We start from the raw sequence: 21,406 nt of genomic DNA, 5'->3' as shown, positions 1-21,406 counted from the left end.
TGCTCTGACGGCTCCCGCGCGTTGAGGCGCCGTCAATGCGAGAGGAATTTAAACGGTTCGGCGGGAAGGAATTTGTCCGAAACCTCGCCGGAAAGAATCGGATTGCCCACGAGATCGAGCTTCGCCGGCTTGGCGCCCGGTTCGAGCTTCAGTTTGGTCAGCTCAACCCAAAAAATTGTGGGGTTCAGCGTCGGCTCGAAATAATAGAGCCGATCCTTGATGTCGGTGACCGAGCGCCACCGCGTCGAGGCGATATTGGGCTCCTGGGGCGTGGAGATTCCAAGCGGCACCGAGACGTTTCGAATGATGGAAAAGACGCTGGCGATCGCAACCCGCTTGTCGTCGACTTTCGGCGTCACGTTCAAGTTCCAACTGGCGCGGGCGAAGCGATCTGACGCCCGATGCGTGCCGGGGAGGAAATTCGACCCGCCGATCTCCACCCAATAGGTGTTGAGCGAAAGCTGCTGATCGAAAGGCGGCGAATTGGTCATCACCGTGTATTTGCGGTCGTGATGGATGACGAGCTTGCCGCCGAGATATTCGAGGATGGCGCTGTCGCCCGTTTGATCGGCGAGCGCCATATGGCTCGCCGCTTTCACGCCGCCGGGGAGATCGGGCGCGACGATCGCGAAAGGCTCCTTTTGCAGCGCTTTCACCGCATCGGCGACGGTGGCGAAATTGTCGAGGACATATTGCGTCCAGCCGCCGACGGAAAGCAGCGGCTTCTTCGACGCTTTCGGGTCTCCGTAATCCGCTTCGGCAAGATAGAGAAGATTGGCCGCGAGGCCGGCCTCGTTTATGCCTTCAGCCGTCGCCGCGTCGTAAAAGTCGGCGATGAGGGAACCATATTTCGCCGTCCATTTAATCGAACCGGGACCAACCCCGCCGTCGCGGGCCATGCCGCGCGGAAAAGACCACAGGTTTGTTCGCGGATCGACGTCCCAGTCCATCGTCCGGCCGACGAGATAGTCATTGTCGGCGGTCCCATAGAGCACGCGCGTGCAGGCTTGCGCGGCGGAATTCAGCAGCGCGACCATCGCGCCCGTCAGCAGCCATTGGGTAAATTGCTTATTCACGGCAGTCTCCCTCCGTCGAATGTCTTCCTTGTCGCAATAGGCGGGAAATCAACGGTTGGCGGCGGCGATGGTTCCCGGCGCGATCTCGATCTGGGCGTCCGCGCCGAGGAGCCGTCCGAGCGCCTTGAGGCGATTGAGCACGCGCTCGCTTGCGAGATCGGCATAATCGGCCGGCAGGGTTAGCATCACGACGCGGTTGGCGAAGCGCAGCCGCGTGCGCGGGAGAACGCCCGGCATCGACGCCGAGAGAAGATAGGCGACGCGCATGATCGCGCCCAGGATGCGGGCGCGCATGAAAAGCCGCGTGGTGAGCAGGCTGCGCAGCAATGCGAGACCTTCCGCGCCTTCCGGCCCCTCATGGCGGAAGACGATCGCCAGCGACAGGAAGGCGCGGCCGGGATGGTCGATCGAAACGAAGGTCCCTTGCGTCACGATATTGATCGCCCGCTCGGCGCGATATTCGGGATGGGCGCGCCAGGCGATGTCGGAGAGAAGACAGGCGGCGTGGCGCAGTCGGCGCTCCTCATCCGTCTCGTCGATCTCGCCGCTCGCCATGAAGGCGTCGGTCCAGTTCACGAGATCGTCGCCATAGCCTGGCGCGCGCGCGAAGGTCGCCTCCAATTCGCGCGTCGCCGAGAGCAAGGGATCGATGCGCCGCTCGGCGGGCGGCAGGCGCTCATAGAGCAATCCCTCGCGCACGCCGGCGGCGGAAATGACGATCTCGCGCGGCTTGGCGCGGCGAATGATCTCGTCGAGCACGATCGCGCCATAGGCGAGAAGCGGCCGGCGCGCCGCAGAGACGACGTCGATATCCTCCAAGGCCGCGCTGTCGATGCGTTCGACCAGCTCGGCGAAATCGGCCGCCTCATTGGTCTGGATGCGGTAATGATGCATGACGCCCAACGGATAATTGCGCTGGCGCATGTGGAGCTTGGCGAGCGAGCGCCAGGTGCCGCCGACGGCGTAGAAGGTGCGGCCCTTGAGATGATCGAGAGGCTTCGCATCGGCGATGGCCTTGCGGGCGATGCGCGTCGCCTCGCGCATCGAGCGGCGCGAAGCGTCCATCAGCGCGAGGCCGCCGAGCGGCAGCGTCACGCCCTTGCCGAGCGAATCCTTGCCCACGTCGATGAGTTCGAGCGAGCCGCCGCCGAGGTCGCCGACGACGCCATCCGGCTGATGCACGGCGGAGATGACGCCGAGCGCCGAAAGCTCCGCCTCGCGTTTTCCCGACAGCAGCGAAATATCGCGGCGAATGGCGCCGCGCGCGGCGTCGAGGAAGGCGGGGCCGTTCTTGGCGTCGCGGACGGCGGCGGTGGCGATCGCCTCAATATCGCCGACGCCCATGGTTTCGCAGAGCGCGCGATACCGCCGCAGCGCGTTCAGCGCTTTGTCGACGCCGTCCTCCGGCAGACGGCCCGTGGTGACGACGCCCTTGCCCAGGCCGCACATCGCCTTTTCGTTGAAGATCGGCGTCAGCGCGCGCGTCAGGGCCTGATAGGCGACGAGACGCACGGAATTGGAGCCGATGTCGACGATGGCGACGGGTCCTGACGGGGCGTCGAGTCGTTCTCCCTTGCGCCGATCCTTAACGGCGCGGAGCCATGTCTCAAGCATCTTGCGCGCGCTTCAAGAGGGAGCGCGGCCGCCAATCCTTGAGCGACTTGCCGCGGCCCGAGAGCGAAGGATTGGTCATGAAATATTTATGCGCGTTGAATCGCTCCTCGCCTTCCGGCGGCACGATGCGCATCGACGATCCGTCCGGCAGGACGCGATAGCTCTGCTCATTGTCGATGAGATTGGCGAGCATGATCTGATCGAGCACCTGCTGATGAACGGTCGGGTTGAGAATCGGCATCAGCGCCTCGACGCGGCGGTCGAGATTGCGCGGCATGAGATCGGCGGAGGAAATATACACATGCGCGCGCGCATGCGGCAGCGCATAGCCGCCGCCGAAGGCGTAAACGCGGGCGTGCTCCAGAAAACGCCCGACGATCGATTTCACGCGGATATTGTCGGACAGTCCCGGCACGCCCGGGCGCAGGCAGCAAATGCCGCGCACGATCAGATCGATCGACACGCCCGCCTGCGAGGCGGCGTAAAGCGCGTCGATGATTTCGGGATCCACGAGGGCGTTGCATTTTCCCCAGATCCCGCCAGGTTTTCCGGCCTTCACGAAGGCGATTTCCTCCTCGATATGTTCGAGGAGCTTCTTCTTGAGCGAGATCGGCGAGACCACCATGCGCTCGAGCCCCGCTGGCTCGGCGTAGCCGGTGATGAAATTGAAGATGCGCGACACGTCGCGCCCGATCGCCGGATCGGCGGTGAAGACGGAAATATCCGTATAGATGCGCGCCGTCACCGGGTGATAATTGCCGGTGCCGACATGGCAATAGGTGACGAGGCCGGTCCCCTCGCGGCGCACGACGAGCGAGAGTTTGGCGTGGGTCTTGAGTTCGATGAAGCCGAAAACGACCTGCGCGCCGGCGCGCTCCAGATCACGCGCCCAACGAATATTCGCCTCCTCGTCGAAACGCGCCTTTAATTCGACGAGCGCGGTGACGGACTTGCCCGCCTCGGCCGCTTCGGCGAGGGCGCGGACGATCGGGCTGTTGTTGGAGGTGCGATAGAGCGTCTGCTTGATCGCGATGACATTGGGATCGCGCGCCGCCTGCTGCAGGAACTGCACGACGACGTCGAAGGATTCGTAAGGGTGGTGGACCGCGAGATCCTTCTGCTTGATGGCGAGGAAGCAGTCGCCGCCATTGTCGCGCACCCGCTCGGGGAAACGCGGATTATAGGGCTTGAATTTCAGTTCGGGGCGGTCGAGCGCGACGAGTTCGGAAAGATCGTTGAGCGCCAGCATCCCGTCGATCTCGAAGGTCTCGGGCTCGTTCACGTCGAGTTCGTCGGCCACGAGCGCGCGCAGGGTCGGCGGCATATCGGCGGCGACTTCGAGACGGATGACCGAACCGCGGCGGCGGCGCTTTAACGCCGTCTCGAAGAGCAGCACGAGGTCTTCGGCCTCTTCCTCGACTTCAAGGTCGCTGTCGCGGATGACGCGAAACAGGCCCTGCCCGCGCAGGAGATAGCCGGGGAACAGGCGCTGGGCGTTCATCGCGATCAGCGTTTCGAGCAGCATGAAGCGCTCGCGCCCGGCGGCGTGCCCAGGCAGCCGAACGAAACGCTCGATCTTGGGCGGCAGGCGCACCAGCGCCTGTAGCGTCTTGCGGTCGCCCGGCCGCACCAGCTCCAGCGCCAGCGTGAACCCCAGATTTGGGATGAAGGGGAAAGGATGCGCCGGATCGACCGCGAGCGGCGTCAGCACCGGAAAGACGCGATTGAGAAAATAATCCTCCAGCCATTCGCGGTCGGCCTTGGAGACGTCCGCCGGCTCGACGATAATGATGCCGACGTCCTCGATCTCGGCGCGGAGCTCCCGCCAGCGGCGGAGCTGCTCGCTCGTCAAAAGCGTCACGCGCTCGGTGATCTTGACGAGCTGTTCGGCCGGCGTGAGGCCGTCCTCCGACCGTGCGGTGACCCCGGAGCGCACCTGCCCGCGCAGGCCGGCGACCCGCACCATGAAGAATTCGTCCAGGTTATTGGCGGAAATCGACAGGAAACGGAGTTGCTCAAGCAGCGGGTGGTTGCGGTTCGAGGCTTCCTCCAGCACGCGGCGATTGAATTCGAGCCAGGAGAGCTCGCGGTTGATGAATCGCTGCGGCGAGGTCGCGAGCTTGGCGGGATCTTCTTCGAGAATCCGGTCGGCGCCATCCATCATATTGATGTCCGCGCCCGTGCGTTCGGCGGGAAGCTTGTCCTGGATATGGGGTTTCATAAGGCTTTTCCGATGGATCGCTACGCCATCATGGCACAGCGCGCGGGCGAGCGGAAACGTCGTGCGCCTCAGCCCTGGGGAAATCTTTCCATAACCTGCGCCGCTAGCGCTCTTGTGACAGCGCGCCCCTGAGCCAAAGCCTCGCGGTCGAGCGCGGCGACGAAGGCGCGGGCGGCGTCGAGCGAGCGTTCGAGCCGCAGCGTCGCATAGGCGAGCGCGGGGGGCTCGACGAGAAGCTGGCGGTCTTTGAAGAGCTTTTCGAGCACGGCGCGCATCAGTTCCTCGTCCGGGGCGCCGATCTCGACGACCGGCGCGCGGCGCAGGCGGGAGAGGAGATCAGGAAGCCGCACGTCTTCGGCGCGCGGCAGGCGGGCCGCGCTCATCAACAGGAAAGCGTCGCTCTCGTTAACGAAATTCAATAGATGAAACAGCGCCGTCTCCTCCGCGACGCGGTCGACATTGTCGATGAGGATCGCCCGCGGCGCCTCGGCGACAAGGCTTTCCAGCCCGGGCAGCGATTCGGGGTCGGCGACGAGCGCTCCGGCGCGGGCCGCCCAGATCGCGCAAAGATGGCTCTTGCCGGCGCCGGGCGGTCCGACAAGCGTCAGGGCGCGATCCGGCCAGTCCGGCCAGTGGTCGATCATGTCGAGCGCAGCGCGGTTCGAGGCGGCGGGCAGGAATTCCTCGCGCCCGAAGCGCTCCGTCGTCGGCAGTTCCAGCGGAAGCTGGCCCTTGGCTTCGCCCCGGTCCCGCGCGCCCGCGTTCATCAGGCGCGATCGGGGATGGGATGCTGATAGAGCGCGCTGGCGCGGTAACGCCGCGTCAGGAAGCGGATCACCGCGCCGAGCGCCGCGGCGACCGGAACGGCGACGATGAGGCCCGTGAAGCCGAACAGCGCGCCGAAGGCGAGCAGCGCGAACATGATCCATACCGGATGCAGCCCGACCGAAGCGCCGACGAGGCGCGGCGACAGCACATAGCCGTCCAAGATGAGGCCCGTCGTCACCAGCGCCACCGCCTCGATCGGCAGCCTGATATGGGGCCAATCCTGGACGAGGGCGACGATGATGGAGAAGACGAAGGCGGTGATGGAGCCGACGTAGGGGACGAAGCTCAAAACGCCTGCGATGACTCCGATGAGAAAACCGAAGTTGAGCCCGATCGCCGAGAGGCCCACCGCATACCACACGCCCAGGAACAGGCAGACGAGGGACTGCCCGCGCACGAAGCCTGCGAGCGCCCGGTCGATATCGCGGGCGAGCGAGCGCACGTCGTCGCGATGGCGCGGCGGAATCAGATCGTCGATGATCGCGACAGTGTGATCCCAGTCGAGCAGCATGTAAAAGGCCACCACCGGCGTGATGACGATGAGCGAAACGACATTGATCAGCGCATAGCCGCGCCACAGCAGCGATTTGAGGAAGTCGCCGATGAAGGTCGCGCTCTGGCTCGTGAGATCGTTGATATATTTTTGGGCGTCGAAGGTGGCCGCCGCGCCGCCGAGGCCAAATTCCTGAAGCCAGACATTGACATAGTCGCTGGTGAAATGCGCGCTCCACTGCGCCATTAGCCCGTGCAGCGTCTGGATATAGCCAGGCAGCGCGGTCATGAAGCCGACGAGCTGATGCGTCAGGATCGGCGCCAGCACCACCACCGCCGCGCCAACGACGGAAAGAAAGGTCACGAGCAGCAAGGAGGCGGCGCCGAGCCGCGACAGTCCGAGCCGCTGCAGCCGGTCGGCGACCGGATCGAGCAGATAGCCGAGCGCCGTGCCCGCGACGAAAGGCGCGAGCACGGGACTGAGAAAATAGAGCGCCGTCCCCAGCGTCAGCAGCGCCAGGCCCCATAGCGCCACTTGCCGTTCGAGGCTCAGGCCCGCCCATTGCAGCGGGCGGAACTCGTCCTCCGGCTCGGACTCGATGGGAAGTTTTGGTTCGGCGTGGCGGCTTGTCGAGGCGCCCGGCTGGCCCCTTTGCGACATGTTACGGCCTCATATGCTGGACCCACAGCCACAGATAGACGCAGGCCGAAGCGATGGTCAATGCGGCGACAAGAGCGATTAGCGCCGTTTCCAAAACGGGAATGTGAAGGCCATAGGCGCGGCCGGCGAGAACAAGGCCCGCGAGCACGAGTTGCGCCGCCGTGGTCGCCTTGGAGGAAATATGCGGCGCGACCTTCATGGGCCGCGACATCAGCCAGGAAATAGAGACGGCGCCGACGATCATGACGTCCCGGGAGACGACCATGATCGCGAGCCAGGGGGGCAGCGCCTCGACGATGGCGAGCGTCACATACATCGAGACGATCAGCGCCTTGTCGGCGAGCGGATCGAGAATCGCGCCAAGTTCCGATTGCAGATGGAAGGTTCTCGCGAGCCAGCCGTCGAGCGCGTCGGAAACCCCGGCGACGACGAAAAGCGCAAAGGCCGCCGTCCAATTTCTATCGACCATCATGGAGATCGCCATGGGCGTCAGCACGAGACGGCCGATGCTGATGAAATTCGGCAGGGAGGCAAACCAATTATATGCCATTGAGGACTATGTGGCGCGCTGCGCCCATTCCACAAGTCGCGTTAGGCTCGCCGCGCGCGGCCATGCGCGATGAGGGCGGCGAGGCCCAGCGCGAGGGCGACGAGCGCCAGCAGCAGCGTCGAAATGGCGTTGATCTGCGGCGAGACGCCCAGACGAACCTGCGAATAGATTCGCATCGGCAGCGTCGTCGCGCCAGGGCCGGTCGCGAAGCTCGCAATGACGAGATCGTCGAGCGAAAGCGTGAAGGCGAGCAGAAAGGCGCTCGCGATCGCCGGCGCGACCTGCGGCAGAGCGATGCGCAGAAAGGCCTCCGCCGGCGTCGCGCCGAGATCCATCGCCGCTTCTTCGAGCGCCGGATCGCAGTCGCGCAGCGCGGCGAGAATGGCGACGGTCGTAAAACACATTGTGAGCGTGACATGGCCGATGACGAGCGTCGCAAAGCCGCGTCCGACGCCCAGCGCGACGAAACAGGTCAGGAGCGCGAGCCCCAACACCACCTCGGGGAGAACGAGCGGCGCATGCACGGCGCCAAAGAACAGCATCCGCGTGCGGAAGGCGCCGAAACGGGCGAGCGCGATCGCCGCGAGAAGGCCGAGCAGAGTCGCAAGCGTCGCCGAAACAAAAGCCGCGGCGAGGCTGATCTTCGCGGACTGCAGCAATTGCACGTTCTCGAGCAGCGCCGCATACCATTTGATCGAGAAACCGCCCCAGACGGAGACGAGCCGCGAGGCGTTGAAGCTCATGACCGCGAGAATGACGATCGGCGCATAGAGAAAGACGAAGCCCGCAAGGAGAACCGCGCGGCGCGCCCAAGCCGCGGCCGCGCTCGTCGTTGTCGCGGCGGCGCTCATCGCTCCGCCTCCTCTTGCCTCAGCCGCGCGCGCTCCCACAAAAGCAGCGGGATCATCAGCAAAGCGACGAGCGCGATGGCCGCCGCCGAGGCCGCCGGCCAGTCGTGATTGGAGAAGAAATCATTCCACAATATGCGGCCGATCATCAGCGTATCGGAGCCGCCGAGAAGATCGGGAATGACGAATTCGCCCACCGCCGGAATGAAGACGAGCAGCGTCCCGGCGACGACGCCCTCGCGCGAGAGCGGCAGGGTGACGCGTAAAAACACTTGCGCGGGCGAGGCGCCGAGATCGGCCGCCGCCTCGCGCAGGCTCGCGTCCTGTCGCTCCAGCGCCGCGTAAAGCGGCAAGAGCATGAAGGGCAGATAGGAATAGACAATGCCGACGACGACCGCGCCATTCGTCGCGAACATTTCTATCGGCGAAGAAATCAGGCCGAGCGCCATCAGCGCATTATTGATGAGCCCCTCGTCCTTGAGCAGCGCGATCCATGCGTAAACGCGGATGAGAAAGCTGGTCCAGAAAGGAGCGACCGCGAGGCCGATCAGGATCGGCCGCCACCGCTCCGGCGCGCGCGCCATGGCGAGCGCGAAAGGATAAGCGACGATGAGCGTCGCAAGCGTCGCGACGCCGGCGATGGCGAGCGAAGAGAGATAGGATTCGACGTAAAGCGTATCGCTGATGAGCGCGCGATAGGAATCGAGCGTGAAGCTTTGCGCCTTGGCCCATATTTCCGACAGACTGTCGGAGAGTTCGAAGATCGGCCGATAGGGCGGACGCGCCAGCACCGACTGCGACAGCGAAATTTTCGCGATGAGCAGCATGGGCGCGAGAAAGAAGGCGCCGATCCAAAGATAGGGAATGGCGAGCAGCAACCGCTGGCCGAGCGAGAGCCGGCGCGGCGCGCTCATCTACCACCCTCCCCGCGCATGGCGCACAAAGCGCCCTCATCCTGAGGAGCGCCTGAAAGGCGCGTCTCGAAGGACGAGGGCGCAGCGTCACATTGCGAATGTCCTCGCCCTTCGAGATGGCCGCTTCGCGGCCTCCTCAGGGTGAGGACATTCGCCATGCGCAAGAAAGCGCTCATGGCTCCTCCGCGAGTAACGTTCCCGCGTCGAGGGCGATGCTCAATCGCACCGCGTCTCCAATCGCGTAGCGCGCGCCATGCGGCGCCGCCGCGCGCAAGACGACATCCGGCGCGACGCGCACGCGCAGCAGCGTCGTCTCGCCGCGAAACACGAAATTCTCTACAATACCTGCGATCCCCTCCCCGTCGCGCGCGACGCCGATGCGTTCCGGGCGCACGCTCAACGTCGCGCGCGCCCCGTCACTGAAGCCATCCGCGACGCAGGCGATGCGTCCGAGCGGCGTGACGAGCGCCGCATCCGCGCCGCCGCGCTCCAGACGCCCCTCGATGAAATTGGTCTCGCCGACGAAGCCGGCGACGAAGCGCGTCGCCGGCCGGTCGTAAATGTCCATCGGCGCGGCGATCTGCTCCACCCTGCCCGCGCGCATCACCGCGACGCGGTCGGCGAGCGCCAGCGCTTCGTCCTGATCGTGGGTGACGATGAGGAAACTCGTTTGCGTCAGCCGCTGAATCTCTTTCAACGCAAACTGCGTCTCTTCGCGCAGTTTGCGGTCGAGCGCGCCGAGCGGCTCGTCGAGCAGCAGAAGCTTCGGGCGCGGCGCGAGCGCGCGCGCCAGCGCGACGCGCTGCTTCTGGCCGCCGGACAGCTCGTTGATGCGGCGCGCGCCGAGGGGCGCGAGCTGGGTCATCTCCAAAAGCTCGTCCACTCGCGCGGCGACAGCCTCCTTCGCTTCGCCCTTGCGGCGCAGACCAAAGGCGATGTTGTCGAAGACATTGAGATGCGGAAACAGCGCATAGGATTGAAACATCATATTCACCGGCCGCCGATGCGGCGGCACGCCGGAAAGATCGTCGCCGTTCAACGAAATCCTTCCGCGATCAGGCGTCTCGAAACCGGCGATGGCGCGCATCAGCGTCGTCTTGCCGCAGCCCGAAGGCCCGAGCAGCGCGAAGAATTCGCCGGCGCCGACGTCGAGCGACACGTCGTCGAGCGCGACGACGGCGCCGAATGTCTTGCTTACACTGCTGACCCTGAGCAGCGGCGCGCTCACGCGCCCGCCTCGTCACGCGCAAATTCGGCGCGCCAATGGCGCACATAGCCCTCGCCCGGCGGAATGTCCTCGAGCGAAACGAGCCGCAATCCGTCGACCGCGAGCGCCTCGATCCGTCCGCGCGTCAGCGGCCAGGGAGGGCCTTCGACCCGCTCGGCTTCTTCCCGCGCGCGCGTGATAACGAGCAGCCTGCCGCCCGGCGCGACGAAAGCGGCGAGCGCGCGCGCGGCCTCAAGCAAAAGCGAGTCGGGCAAGGCCTGCAGCGTATAAAGCTCATGCACGAGATCGAAGGCGCCGCGCCATTCGGCAGGCGCCTCGAAGAGATCGGCGACGCGGTAGTCGACGCCGCTCGCCGGAAAACGCTTGCGCGCCCAATCCACGGCGCGCGCGACGAGATCGAAAGCGGTCACGCGCGCGCCGGCCTTGGCCAGGGCCTCGGCGTTGTCGCCCAGCCCGCAGCCGACGTCGAGCGCGGAGCGCCCCGCGAGCGAGCGGCCCGCGAGCCATTGCGCGAGCAGAGGATGCGGCGCGAGCCCGGCCCAGGGCACGCCGGCGGGATCGTCGCCGGCGCGTTCGTAAACGGCCTCGAACCATTCGCGGCGTTTGGGATCGGCCTCGACGCCGCCAGGCCGCTTATGCGGATCGATGGCGTCGAGCGCCTCGCGCGCCTTCGCGCGGCGCTCCGCGAAATCCTCGCTCAAACCTTGGGCTCCCGCGCCTTCTCTTCCCATCCGCCGCTCTCGCTCTGCTGATGATAGACGAGGCTATAGCCAAGTTCCCGCAACTCTTTCCATTGCGCCCGCGCGTCGGCGAGTTCTTCGTCGTCCGCGCCGTCGAAGAGGAGCGCCGCGCGGATAGCCGGCGCCGCTTCGCCGACGAGCGCCGGCGCCATGCGCGCGCGCTCGACGAAGAAGCGCACGTCGGCGCGATTAGGGTTATCTTCTTCGCAGGTGAGATAGACGGGCTGCGTCTCCGGCGCGCCGTCGGCTTTCGTCCCATGCGGCAGGAAACTTTCGGGACGGTAGGACCAAAGATGCGCGTCGAGCGCCTTGACCCGCCGCGCGCTCGCCGCCTGCACCACAACGCGCCAGCCGCGCGCGAGCGAACGCTCGAGCAGCGTCGGCAGCGTCTGCTCAACGCTTCCGCGCGTGTGATGATAGAAAGCGATCTCGGGCATGGCGTTGGCGGACGGTCTCCCCCCACCGCCCTATGGCGAAACTCTCCACCGCGCGCAAGGTTGAAGACCTGTCGGGCTTTTGCAGCGCTCGCCTCGCCCGAAAAATCCTCGAAAGCGAATTTCCAAAAAAAAATCGCGGCGGCGATTGAACCTTGACACGTGAAATTTAGAATGACATTTGTAATGTCAAATGGCGGATAAAAAGCGACTTGGGCCTCATGCTGCTGAGCGCACCTATCAAAGCCCTTTGCGCGAGGCCCAGGCGGCCATGACCCGGGAGCGGATTCTCATGGCCGCTAAGGATTATTTGGAGAAGGAGAGCATCGAGAGCCTGAGCTTGCGCCGGATCGCCGCGCTCTCTGCGGTGTCGCCGCCGACCGTCTACGCGCATTTCGCGACGATGGATGATTTGGTCGCGGCCTTCTTCTTGTGGCTGAAGCCGCGCCTCGGCCTCGACAAGCCGCTGCCGCCGCTCGCCGAACTGCCGTCAATGCCGCTGCGATTGTTCCCTTTGTACGATCAATACGGGGCGTTGCTTAAGAACCTCATGAATCAGCCCTCCTGGGACCGACAGCGTTACGCCGATCGAGATAATCGCCTGGGCGCCTGGGTCGCCGGCATCGGCGCCGCCTTCCCCGATCTGACGCCGACGCAACTGCGGCGCGGCGCCTTGGCGATCGCCTCCTTCTGGAGCCCGACCTATTGGCGCTGGCTAATGGATACGTGCCGCTTCAACCCGGAAGAGGCGCAGGGCGTCGCGTCCTGGGGCATCCGGGCGCTGATCGAAGCGTTGAAATCCGATCCCTCCGGCCTCGACGGGCCGCCGGTCCCGCCATCCGCCAATGACGGCGTTGGAAAAAAGCAGGCGAAGCCATGATCCACCACATCTCCATTCCCGCCCGCGATCCTGTCCGCGTCTCCGCCGTGCTCGCGGAACTCATGAATGGCCGCGACTTCCCTTTCAGCGGTCCCTTGCCCGGCGCCCGCATGGCGATGAGCGGCGACGCGCATGGCACGATGATCGAGGTGTATCCGGACACGATCGCCTTGACGCCGGGCGAGGACGAGGCGCAGGTCGCGTTCACGCCCGCGCCGCCGGCGACGGGCTATTTCCCCTTTCACGCGCTCATCTCGGTGCCGCTCGACCGCGCCGCGATCGAGCGCATCGGCGCGCGCGAGGGTTGGCGGACCAAGTTCCTCGGCCGCGGCGCGCCTGGGAAGCCGCCCGTCTTCCATCTTCTTGAATTCTGGGTCGAAAACCGCGTCATGCTCGAAATCGCGCCGGCGGATTTGGTCCACGAATACGCCTCCTATATGCAGATCGGCCGAATAGAGGCCCTCATGCGGGAACGGGCGAACGCGGAGACGACGTAACCGAGCCGTTTTTACTCTTCACATCGAGAGAAAAATCATGACCGAAGAAAGCATCGAGGATGTCTTGATCGTCGGCGCCGGTCCGACGGGTCTTTCGCTCGCGATCACATTACGTCGCTATGGGATTCCAGTGCGCATCATTGATCGGGCGATGCAGCCGAGCTCCGTTTCCAAGGCATTGGCGATTTGGAGCGCGAGCCTCGAAGCGATGCAGGGCATGAATGTCATCGATGAGTTTCTGCGAAATGGCGCGCGGCTCAATGCGCTGTGCATCGGCGACGGCGGTCGACAACTGGCGCGTCTGGAAGTTGGCGAGGGCATCGACAGTCCCTTTCCATTTCCGCTGCTCATCCCCCAATCCGAGACCGAACGTTTGCTGAATGCGCGGCTTTCGGCTTTGGGCGTCACGGTCGAGCGCGGCGTCGAACTTGCCGGGCTCTCTCAGGACGACGATGGCGTGACGGCGAGCCTCAGCCACGCCGACCAGCGGACGGAAACGGCGCGCGCCCGCTATCTCGTCGGCTGCGACGGCGCGCGAAGCGCCGTCCGAGGCGCGCTCGCCATCCCCTTCGAAGGCTCCACCGAGCCCCAGACCTTCTTGCTCGGCGACGTGCGCATAGACGGGCGGGTTGGATCACAAAAACATCTATCTCTGGTGGAGTCGAAGCGGGACCGTCGCCCTGTTTCCTTTCGAGGAGGACACCTGGCGCATCTTCGCTATGCGCGAGGACGCCTCTGTCGGCGACAACCCGCCCACGCTCGATGAGCTGCAAAGCCATGCGGATCGCCATGGGCCGCCCGGCATGCGTTTGCGCGATCCAAGCTGGCTATCGGCGTTCCGGATCAATGAACGCGTCGCCGCGCGCTATCGGGTCGGGCGCTGCTTCCTTGCCGGCGACGCGGCGCATGTGCACAGCCCCGCGGGCGGACAGGGCATGAACACCGGCATTCAGGACGCCGTCAATCTCGGCTGGAAGCTCGCGCATGCGCTGCGCGGGATCGGCGATCCCAATCTCCTGCTCGACAGTTATGAGCCGGAGCGGCGCGCGATCGCGCGCGATGTGGTCAAGGCCGCCGGGCAGAAGGTGCATCTCGCCTTCAGCTCGGGCGCCGCGACGCGCATCCTCAAAGACCTCGCCGTCACGATCTTCGGCAATCTGCCCCTCGTGCAGAAGCGGCTCCAGATCGAATTGTCGGAGACGGAGATCGTCTATCGACATGGCCCGCTTGTCGCGCTCGGCGCGCCGCCGCGCAATCCCCATCGCACTGACGTGGGCGCGCGGGCGCGCGACGCAAGCCTTACCATCGAGGGGAAGACGCAGCCTCTCTGGCCGCTCCTCGGCCCGGCGCGTCATACTCTGCTTCTCTTCGAGGACGCCGGATCGCCGATCGACACAACGGAATTGATCGAGCTGACCGGGGAGCGCCTCGCCATTCTCCGCCTCACGCCAGAGGATGACCCCGACAAGCAAGTCCGGGCGCGTTACCGTCAGCGGGGCCCCGGTTGGGTTCTGATCCGTCCGGATCAGGTGATCGCCGCGCGAGGCAATGGGAGTGAACTCACCACGCTCAACCGCTATCTCGATCGCATGCTGCGGCGGCAAGAGAACTCGGAAATCCACGCGGGTCGCGCGCGAGAACCAGCGTCTGGCGACGCCTGAAGCAGGAGTTTAGCGGGACGCCCACGCGGGCGGATCGCTCGCGGGAAAGGATTCGACGCCGGCCTCATAAACGGCGTCGACCGGCCCCTCCCAGACGGCCGCCAGCGTCAATTCGTTTCTAATTCTGGCGCATCCGCAGGCGCTCGCGGCGGCGTGGGCTCCCGCGATATCCGCCGGCGAATAGACGACGCCCGTCAGCACGAGCTCGTCGCCCTCGATCTCCACGGAGATCGCATGCGCGTCGCCGACCGCGCCGCTTTCCAACGCTTCGCGCACGGCGGCGCGCAGGAAGAGTTTCGTGATCTGCCCCATATTCGCCTCGCTCGCGCGCCCCGGCGCGGAGCCGGGACGCGCTTTCCTCCCTTTGGTCACATATGGGCCGTCGTAACGGGCCGCTCCGCGGGCTTGACGAAGCCGACGAACAAAAGAGCGGCGGCCAGGGCGGCATGGAGCCAGTTGTCGGCGTAATTCACCGCGACGAGCCCGCCCATCGTCAGCGACTCGGGGGCGATGAAGCCGAGAATCGCGAGCGCCGCGTAAAAAATCGCGATGACGCGGATCGTCATCGCCGGCGCGCCAAAATAGGGGCTCGCGAGCAGGATCGCGCCGACGAGCATATGCCCGAGGTTATGCGCCGTATTGACCAGGAAATAGCCGTTGTCGGACAGGATCGGGTTTGGAATGAAGCCGAGAACGCCGATGGCCACGAAGATCGCCCCGAAGACCGTCGCGAGATAGCCGGCGTTCCAATGTCTGTCGATCATGATGCGCTCCTTTCATCGATGGAAAGGGCGACGGAGGGGGCCGGATCGCCTCCCCCGCCGCGTCATTCCGGCTAAGTGGGACAAGGGTCCGGCGTTTCAAATAAAAATGCGCGCTGGAGCGTAAAAAGCTCCCGCGCGCATTTGTATTTTCATATCTCAAGCTGAAGCGTTCAAGCTCTTCTTAAGAAGGACTCGGGAACAAAAAAGCTTTATTGAAGCAACGTCGCGAAACCATCCCGCTCCAGCCGATCACGCCTCATAATAGTCGCGCACCAGCCGGTCGAGCAGCCGCACGCCCCAGCCCGCGCCCCAGCTCTGATTGGTGTCGCTCGTCGGCGAACCCATCCCCGTCCCGGCGATGTCAAGATGCGCCCAGTGCGTCTTGCCGACGAAGCGTTGCAGGAAATGCGCAGCGGTGATCGAGCCCGCATGGCGTCCGCCGGTGTTCTTCATATCGGCGAATTTCGAGTCGATCAGCTTGTCATAGGCGTGGCCCATGGGCATGCGCCAAAGCTTCTCGCCGATGTGATTGCCCGACTTGGTCAAGCGATCGGCGAGTTCGTCATTGTTCGAAAAAAGCCCGCAATATTCCTGGCCGAGCGCGACCAGGATGGCCCCGGTCAGCGTCGCGAGATCGACGACCGCCGTCGGCTTGTATTTCTCGATGACATAGGTGAGCGCGTCGGCGAGCACGAGGCGCCCTTCCGCATCGGTGTTGACGATCTCGATCGTCTGGCCGGACATCGACTTCACGATGTCGCCGGGGCGCTGGGCCTTGCCGTCCGGCATGTTCTCGACGAGGCCGAGAACGCCAACGACATTGGCCTTGGCCTTGCGCGCGGCTATCGCATGCATCGCGCCGGTGACGGCGGCCGCGCCCGCCATATCGCCCTTCATATCCTCCATCGAGGCGGCGGGCTTAATGGAAATGCCGCCGGAGTCAAAAACGACGCCCTTGCCCACAAAAGCGAGGGGCGCGACGCCCTCGGCGCCGCCGTTCCAGCGCAAGACCACAAGGCGGCTCTCCGCCTCCGAGCCCTGGCCGACGCCCAGCAGTGCGCGCATGCCGAGTTCGGCCATGGCCTTTTCGTCGAGGATTTCGACCTCGACGCCCAGTTTCATCAGCTCCGCCGCGCGGCCGGCGAATTCGGCCGGGGTCAGCACATTGGCCGGCTCGTTGACGAGCGTGCGCGCCAGGATCACCGCCTCGGCAAGCGAGGCGGCGTCCGCGATGGCGGTTTTCGCGCCATCGAGGTCGAAGGTCGCCAGGAGAACTTCCGCGGGGCCCTCTCGGTCCGCCTCGTCCTTTTTCTTGGTCTTGTAATGATCGAATTTATAGGCGCGCAGCCAGCCGCCGAGGGCGAATTGCGCCGCCGCCTCAGGGGTCGCCGCAACGCCTTCGGGCATATCGAAGACCGCGATGGCGCGCGCGCCGGCTCCGATCTTTCCGGCCGTCTGGCCGCCGAGCGCGACGAAATCCTCGAAAGGCTTGGCCGGCTCGCCGCCCTCGCCATCCGGCTCGTCGCCGCCGGCCGCGCCGACGCCCATGAGGATGAGCCGGGTCGCGGGGACGCCCGGCGCGGCGAGAATTTCGAGCGAAGAGCCGGCCTTCCCCTTGAATTTCGCCGCCGTCGCGGCGCGGGAAATATGGCTCGCGGCGTCTTTCAGGAAGGCGCTGGCGCTGCCGCCCATCGCCAGATCGCGGCCGACGAAAACCACCATGGTGCGCGGTTGGGCGGGGTCCTCGGGCTGGCGCAGCAGCGCTTCCGCGTCATGAAAAGTCGCGAGTTCGAATTTGGCGTGGGAAAGCATCAGGGCCTCTTGGGCGGTGGGTCTCTCGGGACATTGGGTCCCGTGGGACATTGGTTTCTTGAGACATAGGTCTCTTGGCGCGCACGCGCGAGGGAGGCCGGATCGGCGCAAAAACGCGACCGAATATGCAGGGATTGGGCCGGCGGCGCGCGGTCTCGCGGGGCGTTGCGCGCACTATCTTCCGCGCGGGGGCGGCGGTCAATCGACCGGCCGGCTTTTTTGGAGCGGTTCCGGCTCCTTCCCCGCCGCCGCCAAATCGCCGCGATCTGCCCTCACAAAACGCCCCGTGGCGCAAAAGCAACGGCCGCAAAATGAATGCGTTGCGGACGGCCTCGGGGACCATGCGACGCTTGCGCGCCAGGCGGCGAGCGTCTAGCCATCCTTTAGAAGAGAAGCTTGATCGGCCGCGGATGTGCGCGGCGCCCGATAGGAACGAGGGGGAGCGACCGCAGCCATGATCGGGGCCACGATCACGCGCTATTTCGCGCTGCGGTTCACGCGCACGATCCTGGCAATTTTTTTCACCATCTTCTGCCTGATGTTCGTCGTCGTTTTCGTCGAGATGCTGCGGCGCTCGAGCGACAATCAGCAGGCCGGAGCCGGCCTCGTCGCCTTGATGACGGCGATGAAGGTTCCGGCCGCCGCCGAGATGATCCTGCCCTTCGCCGTGCTCTTCGGCTCGATGGCGACTTTCGTCGACCTCACGCGCAAGCTCGAACTGATCGTCGCCCGCGCCGCCGGCATGTCGGTCTGGCAATTCGTCGCGCCGCCGGCGCTCGCCGCTCTCATCATCGGCATCGTGTCGGTCGCGATCTATAATCCCCTCTCCGCCTCGATGAAGATGCGCTCCGACCAGATGGAGCTCGAACTTTTCGGCGTGCCCGGCAGCCTGCGCATCGATAAGGGCGTTTGGCTCCGCCAGCATGGCGTCGACGGCCTCGCCGTCATGCACGCCATGGGCTCCGCGAACGGGGGGACGGAGCTTTCCGAGGTCAGCGTCCATGTCTATGGGCGCGAGGGCGGCTTTCTCGAGCGGATCGAGGCCAAGAAAGCGCAACTGGAGCCGGGCGTCTGGGTATTGAAGGACGCGCAGGTGAGCGCGCCGGGCGAGCCGGCCCGCAAGGTCAGCTCCTATATGCTCGCGACCGAGCTGACGCCGGAACAGGCCGCCGCGGCGACGACGCCCCCGCAGGGCACGCCCTTCTGGGACCTGCCGGAGATGACCGCCCGCACGAGCGAAGCCGGCCTCGACGCGACAGGCTACCGCCTGCAATTCCAGACGCTTTTGGCGCGGCCGCTGCTGCTCGTCGCCATGGTGCTCGTGGCCGCTTCCTTTTCGTTAAGATTCTTTCGATTTGGCGGCGTCGCCAAGACCCTTTCCGGTGGCGTGGCCGCAGGCTTCGTGCTTTATATCGTCACGAAAGTCCTGTCGGATCTCGGCGGCGCGGGCATGATCAGCCCGGTTGTGGCCGCATGGTCGCCTGCGCTTGTCGGGAGCATGTTGGGCACGCTAACGCTACTGTATTCGGAGGACGGCTGATGACGCTCACCCGCCCCTCCGCGCCCTCCCTACCCGCAGCCGCGCTTCTTCTCGCTCTGACGGCGCTCGGCGCTTTTCCGGCCGCGGCCGCTCCGCCCGCCGGCGGCGATAACCCGCGCATGGTCGTCGAGGCGAAAGAGCTCGTCTACGACGAGAAGAAGAACACCGTCTCCGCGCGCGGGAACGTGCAAATCTACTACAAGGGGCGCCTGCTCGAAGCCGACCGCGTCATCTACGACCGCAACACTTCGCGCGTTTACGCCGAGGGCCACGCCAAGCTGACGGAAAAGGACGGCACCGTCGCGCGCGCCGACCGCTTCGACCTCACCGACGATTTCAAGACGGGCTTCATCGACAGCCTGCAGGTCGACACCACGCAGAACACCTATTTCACCGCGCCGCGCGCCGAACGCGCCGGCGACACGACGACCTTCGACATGGGCTCCTACACGGCCTGCGAGGCCTGTCAGGACGACCCGTCGAAGCCGCGCACCTGGCAAGTCCACGCGAAGCGGATCATCCACGATAATGTGGAGAAGATGATCTATTACGAGGACGCCTCGCTCGAATTGCTCGGCGTGCCCGTCGCCTATGTGCCCTTCTGGTCCTCGCCGGATCCCTCGGTGAAACGCAAGAGCGGCTTCCTGTCGCCGGTCTTCGCCTATCGCTCGCAGCTCGGCGCCGGCTTCGGCGTCCCCTATTTCTGGGCGCTCGCGCCGGACTATGATCTCACGATCACGCCGACCTTCTTCACGCAGCAAGGTCCCTTCGTCGCGGCCGAGTTCCGCCAGCGCTTCGACAATGGCGGCTATACGATCCGCGCCGAAGGCACCCATGTGGGCAATCCGGGCGCCTTCGCCGCCGCCCCGCTTGGCGCGGGCGACCGGAGATGGCGCGGCGCGGTTCAGAGCTATGGCGATTTCTGGCTCAACAACCGCTGGCGGGCCGGCTGGGACGTGACCGCGCTTTCGGATCGCTTCTTTCTGCAGGACTACAAGCAATATAATTTTCTGCTGCAGAACTATTTCTTCCGCGAAATGTCCTCGACGATCTATCTGACCGGCCAGGGACCGCGCAGCTATTTCGACATGCGCGGCTATTATTTCCAGGTGCTTTCGCCCAACGACGTGCAGGCGCAGCAGCCGCTCGTCCATCCGGTGATCGATTATAACCGCGTCTTCGACATCGATCCGGCGCGAACGGCGGGAGTCGGCGGACAGGTCGAACTCGACGCCAATGTCACGAGCACCTCGGCCGACGTCGCCAATTACGAATCGATCAATCCGCGCACGCTCGACAGCGTCTATGGCCTCTATAACGTCTGCCAGCTCTATGCGCGCGACGTGGTCCCGCAGCGCAGCCGCTGCCTGCTCCGCGGCGTCGGCGGCGACTATCAGCACGCGACGATCAGCGGCGCCTGGAAACGCAAGGCCATCGATCCCATCGGCGGCGTCTGGACGCCTTTCGCCTTCGCGCGCTTCGTCGGCAGCTATCTCGATTACGACCGCCAGGGCCTGTATCCGATCTACAATCAAGCCTGGCAGCCCATTCCCAACGCCGCGCAGGGCCAGTTTTTCGACGGCGCCGACAACCGCTTCCGCGGCCAGGCGACGCCGGGGGTCGGCGTCGAATGGCGCTATCCGATCCTTGCGCGCAGCCTCGTCGGCGACATCGTCGTCGAGCCCATCGCGCAGCTCGTCGCGCGTCCCAATCAGACGTCGATCCCCTCGCTCGTCAATATGGACGCGCAGAGCCTCGTCTTCGACGATTCGACCTTGTTCGAGTGGAGCAAGTTCTCGGGCTACGACAGATTCGAGACCGGCACGCGCATCAACTATGGCGGCCAGGCGACCCTGACGCTCCCCAATGGCGGCTTTATCAACACCATGATCGGCCAATCCAGCCAGCTCGCCGGCGCGAATTCCTATGCGCAGGCGGACGCCGCCAATGTCGGCCTCAACTCCGGCCTCAATTCGCGCACCTCGGACATTGTCGGGCGCTTCGCCTTCGCGCCCACCTCCTTCCTCAGCTTCGTCGGCAAGGGCCGCTTCGACAAGGACAATCTGCGCGCGCGGCGGCTCGACGTCTTCGCCTCATTGAATCTCGATCCCCTCTGGCTCGAGGTTCAATACGCCAATTACGCCTCGCAACAGGCCATCGGCTTCGACATGCGCCGCCAGGGCATGTCGGCGACGGGCCGATACAATCTTACGAAAAACTACTTCATGACCGGCACGGTCACTTTCGACATGAGCCGCTATCTCTATAATTCGCTCACCAACCCGCAGACTTTCGCCTTGAACACGCTGCTCACCGGCGTCAATCTCGTCGGCACGGCGCCGGTATTCTCCATCGCGACGCTCGGCGGGGGCTTTGGCTATCACGACGAATGCACCACGCTCTCGATCAATTATTCGCAAATCTATCAGCCTCAGTCGCTTACCGGCCTGCCCGCGCGCAACCAGACCGTGATGGTGACGCTGCAGCTGCGCACGCTCGGCGAGGCGAAATTCAATTACGGCATCGGCTCCGTGCTGGTGAACGACGGCGTGACCTCCCAAACGACGACCACCCGTTGGTGACAGAGTCGGCTGCAGGCGCGCCCGCGCCCGTATAGAGTGGACGCCTCAACGACGCGCCTCGCGC

Annotated in this window: 20 protein-coding genes; 6 read left to right on the top strand and 14 right to left on the bottom strand. The window is 65.0% G+C overall.

The window, feature by feature from the left end; genetic code table 11:
- Positions 1-32 precede the first annotated feature (32 nt).
- The 11 genes from V3H18_RS02725 to V3H18_RS02675 all read right to left on the bottom strand — a co-directional run bounded on the left by V3H18_RS02725 (position 33) and on the right by V3H18_RS02675 (position 11,609).
- Complete coding sequence (locus V3H18_RS02725) at positions 33-1,037, bottom strand: linear amide C-N hydrolase (RefSeq protein ID WP_408631755.1); 1,005 nt, start codon at positions 1,035-1,037, stop codon at positions 33-35.
- A gap of 87 nt (positions 1,038-1,124) precedes the next feature.
- Positions 1,125-2,690 (bottom strand): exopolyphosphatase, encoded by a 1,566-nt coding sequence (ppx, locus tag V3H18_RS02720; protein WP_332080347.1) that lies wholly within the window; start codon positions 2,688-2,690, stop codon positions 1,125-1,127.
- A complete protein-coding gene (locus tag V3H18_RS02715; protein ID WP_332080346.1) occupies positions 2,683-4,911 on the bottom strand; it encodes an RNA degradosome polyphosphate kinase in 2,229 nt (742 codons plus the stop codon). Before V3H18_RS02715 ends, ppx begins: the two co-directional genes overlap by 8 nt.
- A 68-nt stretch (positions 4,912-4,979) precedes the next feature.
- Positions 4,980-5,678: a P-loop NTPase family protein gene (locus tag V3H18_RS02710; RefSeq protein WP_332080345.1), complete on the bottom strand. Its 699-nt coding sequence runs from the start codon at positions 5,676-5,678 to the stop codon at positions 4,980-4,982.
- The gene (locus V3H18_RS02705) at positions 5,678-6,892 is read right to left on the bottom strand and encodes an AI-2E family transporter (protein WP_332080344.1); all 1,215 of its coding nucleotides are present in this window, start codon (positions 6,890-6,892) and stop codon (positions 5,678-5,680) included. The genes V3H18_RS02710 and V3H18_RS02705 overlap by 1 nt, the downstream gene beginning before the upstream one ends.
- Before the next feature lies 1 nt (position 6,893).
- Positions 6,894-7,442: a CDP-alcohol phosphatidyltransferase family protein gene (locus V3H18_RS02700; protein ID WP_332080343.1), complete on the bottom strand. Its 549-nt coding sequence runs from the start codon at positions 7,440-7,442 to the stop codon at positions 6,894-6,896.
- Between the two features lie 41 nt (positions 7,443-7,483).
- The gene (locus V3H18_RS02695; RefSeq protein ID WP_332080342.1) at positions 7,484-8,293 is read right to left on the bottom strand and encodes an ABC transporter permease; all 810 of its coding nucleotides are present in this window, start codon (positions 8,291-8,293) and stop codon (positions 7,484-7,486) included.
- A complete protein-coding gene (locus tag V3H18_RS02690) occupies positions 8,290-9,204 on the bottom strand; it encodes an ABC transporter permease (RefSeq protein ID WP_332080341.1) in 915 nt (304 codons plus the stop codon). The genes V3H18_RS02695 and V3H18_RS02690 overlap by 4 nt, the downstream gene beginning before the upstream one ends.
- A gap of 172 nt (positions 9,205-9,376) precedes the next feature.
- On the bottom strand, positions 9,377-10,432 hold the full coding sequence (locus V3H18_RS02685; RefSeq protein ID WP_332080340.1) for an ABC transporter ATP-binding protein: 1,056 nt from the start codon (positions 10,430-10,432) through the stop codon (positions 9,377-9,379).
- Positions 10,429-11,163, bottom strand: coding sequence for a class I SAM-dependent methyltransferase (locus tag V3H18_RS02680; protein ID WP_332080339.1), 735 nt, complete (start codon positions 11,161-11,163; stop codon positions 10,429-10,431). Before V3H18_RS02680 ends, V3H18_RS02685 begins: the two co-directional genes overlap by 4 nt.
- Positions 11,130-11,609, bottom strand: coding sequence for a DNA polymerase III subunit chi (locus V3H18_RS02675; protein WP_332080338.1), 480 nt, complete (start codon positions 11,607-11,609; stop codon positions 11,130-11,132). Before V3H18_RS02675 ends, V3H18_RS02680 begins: the two co-directional genes overlap by 34 nt.
- 289 nt (positions 11,610-11,898) lie before the next feature.
- On the opposite strand from V3H18_RS02675, the gene V3H18_RS02670 reads away from it, so the two are divergent.
- From V3H18_RS02670 to V3H18_RS02655, 4 genes are read left to right on the top strand one after another with little or no spacing between them, the layout of a single operon-like run.
- Complete coding sequence (locus V3H18_RS02670; protein ID WP_332080337.1) at positions 11,899-12,486, top strand: TetR/AcrR family transcriptional regulator; 588 nt, start codon at positions 11,899-11,901, stop codon at positions 12,484-12,486.
- Positions 12,483-12,983, top strand: coding sequence for a hypothetical protein (locus V3H18_RS02665; RefSeq protein ID WP_332080336.1), 501 nt, complete (start codon positions 12,483-12,485; stop codon positions 12,981-12,983). The genes V3H18_RS02670 and V3H18_RS02665 overlap by 4 nt, the downstream gene beginning before the upstream one ends.
- 37 nt (positions 12,984-13,020) lie before the next feature.
- Complete coding sequence (locus V3H18_RS02660; RefSeq protein ID WP_332080335.1) at positions 13,021-13,749, top strand: FAD-dependent monooxygenase; 729 nt, start codon at positions 13,021-13,023, stop codon at positions 13,747-13,749.
- A complete protein-coding gene (locus tag V3H18_RS02655) occupies positions 13,703-14,644 on the top strand; it encodes an FAD-dependent monooxygenase (protein WP_332080334.1) in 942 nt (313 codons plus the stop codon). Before V3H18_RS02660 ends, V3H18_RS02655 begins: the two co-directional genes overlap by 47 nt.
- A 9-nt stretch (positions 14,645-14,653) precedes the next feature.
- Here the strand turns inward: V3H18_RS02655 and V3H18_RS02650 are convergent, their stop codons facing one another.
- The 3 genes from V3H18_RS02650 to V3H18_RS02640 all read right to left on the bottom strand — a co-directional run bounded on the left by V3H18_RS02650 (position 14,654) and on the right by V3H18_RS02640 (position 17,220).
- Positions 14,654-14,956 carry a BON domain-containing protein gene (locus V3H18_RS02650; protein WP_332080333.1) on the bottom strand — a complete coding sequence of 101 codons (303 nt, stop codon included), beginning with the start codon at positions 14,954-14,956 and terminating at the stop codon, positions 14,654-14,656.
- A gap of 56 nt (positions 14,957-15,012) precedes the next feature.
- Positions 15,013-15,408 (bottom strand): DUF4383 domain-containing protein, encoded by a 396-nt coding sequence (locus V3H18_RS02645; protein ID WP_332080332.1) that lies wholly within the window; start codon positions 15,406-15,408, stop codon positions 15,013-15,015.
- Between the two features lie 249 nt (positions 15,409-15,657).
- Positions 15,658-17,220 (bottom strand): leucyl aminopeptidase, encoded by a 1,563-nt coding sequence (locus tag V3H18_RS02640; RefSeq protein WP_332080331.1) that lies wholly within the window; start codon positions 17,218-17,220, stop codon positions 15,658-15,660.
- A 454-nt stretch (positions 17,221-17,674) separates the two neighbouring features.
- On the opposite strand from V3H18_RS02640, the gene lptG reads away from it, so the two are divergent.
- A complete protein-coding gene (gene lptG / locus V3H18_RS02635) occupies positions 17,675-18,760 on the top strand; it encodes an LPS export ABC transporter permease LptG (protein WP_332080330.1) in 1,086 nt (361 codons plus the stop codon).
- Positions 18,760-21,342, top strand: a complete 2,583-nt coding sequence (locus V3H18_RS02630; protein WP_332080329.1) for an LPS-assembly protein LptD — start codon at positions 18,760-18,762, stop codon at positions 21,340-21,342. Before lptG ends, V3H18_RS02630 begins: the two co-directional genes overlap by 1 nt.
- The last annotated feature ends 64 nt before the right edge of the window (positions 21,343-21,406 follow it).

Source organism: Methylocystis borbori (assembly GCF_036576025.1).
In the GTDB taxonomy this organism is placed as follows: domain Bacteria; phylum Pseudomonadota; class Alphaproteobacteria; order Rhizobiales; family Beijerinckiaceae; genus Methylocystis; species Methylocystis borbori.
The sequence above is the reverse complement of the archived record's forward strand: the minus strand, read 5'-3'. Positions and strand labels throughout refer to the sequence as shown.